The organism is Mesorhizobium sp. M7A.F.Ca.CA.001.08.2.1 (assembly GCF_003998455.1).
GTDB lineage: Bacteria > Pseudomonadota > Alphaproteobacteria > Rhizobiales > Rhizobiaceae > Mesorhizobium > Mesorhizobium ciceri.
Genome location: NZ_RZPW01000907.1, coordinates 1 through 2,257, shown reverse-complemented (window position 1 = coordinate 2,257; position 2,257 = coordinate 1). Strand labels below are relative to the sequence as shown.

Sequence of the window (2,257 nt, the reverse complement as noted above, 5' to 3'; positions counted from 1 at the left end):
CCTCATGGCAGGGCCGAGCATTGCCGCCGGCGTCGTATTGCTGGCTGTCTTCATCGTCTTCGAGCTTCGGCAGGGCGAGCCGATGATCGACCTCAGCCTGTTTCGCGTCGGTGCTTTCGCCGGCGCCAATGTGGCGACGTTCTTCCTCTATTTTGCGCTGTCGGCCAACCTTTTCTATCTGCCAATGCTGCTGATCGCCGGCTGGGGGCTGAGCACGGCCGAGGTCGGCTTCATCTTCCTGCCCTTGTCGGCATCGATCGCGCTTTTGTCGGGACCTGTCGGCAAGCTGTCGGACCGGATCGGACCGCGTTTTCCGATCGCCTGCGGCAGCCTGGTCGTGGCTTTTGCGTTTGCCGGGCTGGCCTTGCTCACCTACGCCGGCATCCACAATTTCTGGACGGGAACATTCCCGCTGATGGGGCTGATGGGGCTCGGCATGGCTCTGGTCGTGTCGCCCTTGTCGACCGCGATCATGACGGCGGTGGAGGACAAGGACACGGGGGCGGCCTCCGGCATCAACAATGCCGTCTCACGCATCGGCGGTCTGATCGCGGTGGCGGCGATGGGCTCGCTTGCCGCGTGGGTCTACGCGAATGCACTGGACGCGAGCGCAACGTCCGGCATCCCGGGATTTGGTGAACCGGCGCCAGCCGGGCTTGCCCCGGCCATCGATGCGACAAGGCTCGCCGCCAGCGACGCCGCGTTTGCCGCGGTTTCTTCGGTGACCGCGCTGCTTTGCCTGCTTGCGGCTGTCATCGCATGGACGACCATTCCCGGTGACCGATTGCCATGGCCGCGACGGGCCGAAGATACGCCAGGCTGAAGCCGATCAACCGTCGATCTTGGCGCTCGCAACCTTCAGCGAATCGCTGTCTTCCTGCTTCAACAGTTCGTCGATGCGTTCGCGTTCGCGCTTGAAGGCGACGAGGTCATCGCCCTTCAGCACCTTGCCGACCGGCAGGCGGACACGCATCGGATCGACCTTGGTGCCGTTGACGATCAGCTCGTAGTGAAGATGCGGGCCGGTGGCGAGGCCGGTTTGGCCGAGGAAGCCGATGGTCTGGCCCTGGCGGACGTGCACGCCCGGTTCGATGCCTTTGGCAAAGGCGCTCTGGTGATTGTATGAGGTTTCGTAGCCATTGGCGTGGCGGATGATGATCTGCTTGCCGTAACCGCCGGCCCAGCCGACCTTCTCGACCGTGCCGTTGCCGGCGGCGATGATCGGCGTGCCGATGGGGGCTGCCCAGTCGACGCCGGTGTGCATGCGGACATAGCCGAGGATCGGATGCCTGCGGGCGCCGAACCCGGAGCGGAATTTCCCGGCGGGCAGGGGATTGCGCAACAGGAACTGCTCGGCGCTCGAACCGTCCTCATCGAAATAGTCGGTACCGCCGTCCTGCATCTGGAAGCGGTAGAAGTTGCGGGTCTGGCCGCCGAACGTCGCCGAGACGTAGAGAAGCTCGGAGCTGTCCGAGGTCTGATCGTCGCCGTCGGGCTGCGAGAACAGGACTTCGATGCGGTCGGCGGGGCTGAGGCGAGACTGGAAGTCGACATCGGACGCCAGCAGCTTGATCAACCGCTGCGTCATCGCCTTGGACATGCCGTAGGAGTAGGCGGCGCGGTAGATGCCGTCATAGACGTTGGGTAGGTTGCCGCGCACCACCACCGGCGCCGACGAATCATCGAAGGCCGTCAGCAATTCGGGGTTCGGATCCGGTTCCTGCGCCGGCACATACTGGCCGCGATCGTTGAGCGCGATGGTGACGATGTGCTGGGTCCGGTCGTAGACGCTGGTGCGCACGACCTTAGCGGCATCGCCGTGAACCTCGAGGCCGACGCGTAGCACGGTTCCAGCCTTGAGCGCCGTCGCATTGAGCAACTTGGCTATGGCTTCGGCCATTCCGGTGGCGTCTTCCCCTGTGTAGCCCGAATCAGCAAAAGCCTCGGTGACGTCGAGATCCTTGGTGAAGGGGATGATTTCCTCGGCGAAAGCCGGCGCCTGGTCGTCAACGGTGGCTCGCGGCGCCACCGAGACGTTTTCCGGCACGATCTTGACGTCGTAGGAGCCGGCCATGCTCTCGGCAAATGCTTCGCCGAATCGCTGCGGATCGACATAGTGGAGCGAAGCGACCTGCACGGCGCCGTCGCTGAGGTCGGTGCCGGCCTCGCGCACCACTTTTTCCACCTCGTCGGCGGAGAGGTCGCTCTTTTCGTCGAAGGAAGCCGTGTCGATCGGAAAATCGACGGTCTTCAGGCT

2 protein-coding genes are annotated in these 2,257 nt (G+C 64.2%); one reads left to right on the top strand and one right to left on the bottom strand.

The features are described 5' to 3' along the window. A partial coding sequence (locus EN914_RS32735; RefSeq protein WP_127389556.1) for an MFS transporter occupies positions 1 to 823 on the top strand: 823 nt, incomplete at its 5' end. A 6-nt stretch (positions 824 to 829) separates the two neighbouring features. On the opposite strand, the gene EN914_RS32730 is transcribed toward EN914_RS32735, so the two are convergent. Further along, positions 830 to 2,257: M23 family metallopeptidase (locus tag EN914_RS32730; protein ID WP_164779088.1), on the bottom strand; the 1,428-nt coding region annotated here is incomplete at its 5' end.